We start from the raw sequence: 399 nt of genomic DNA, 5'->3' as shown, positions 1-399 counted from the left end.
CGGCAGAAATTGCTCATAAGATTTATAACGCCGCTTTGTATCAGCTCAGACAAGCCCTTTTCAAGAGAAAAGGATCGATTTATTATGAGGGCTTGGACAGGATCTTCAAGAATAAAAGAAATGCCAATGAGCTTATGCTTTATGGTCAGATGCCCACTGTTCAATGTGCTCAACAGACACTTAAAGAAGTAGCCGCGGTTTGGAAGGCCTGGTTCTGTGCCTTGCAATCTTACAAAATAGCACCACAGAAATTTACCGGCAGGCCGAGAATTCCACGTTACTTGAAGAAAAGCAGACGTCATACCTTTTACGTGACACCACAAAACGCGAGGGTCAAAGAAGTGAAAAGTGCTGATGGCAAAGATGTCGTAGCACGGTATCTGATTATTCATTCTTTGG

General features: G+C 43.1%; 1 pseudogene. It reads left to right on the top strand.

The features are described from left to right. Positions 1 to 399, top strand: a pseudogene (locus lacNas_RS14050) (RNA-guided endonuclease InsQ/TnpB family protein); the annotation flags it as partial.

The organism is Lactobacillus nasalidis, assembly GCF_016587775.1.
Lineage (GTDB): Bacteria > Bacillota > Bacilli > Lactobacillales > Lactobacillaceae > Lactobacillus > Lactobacillus nasalidis.
Note: the sequence above shows the minus strand (reverse complement) of the source record. Positions and strands in the feature narration are given on the sequence as shown.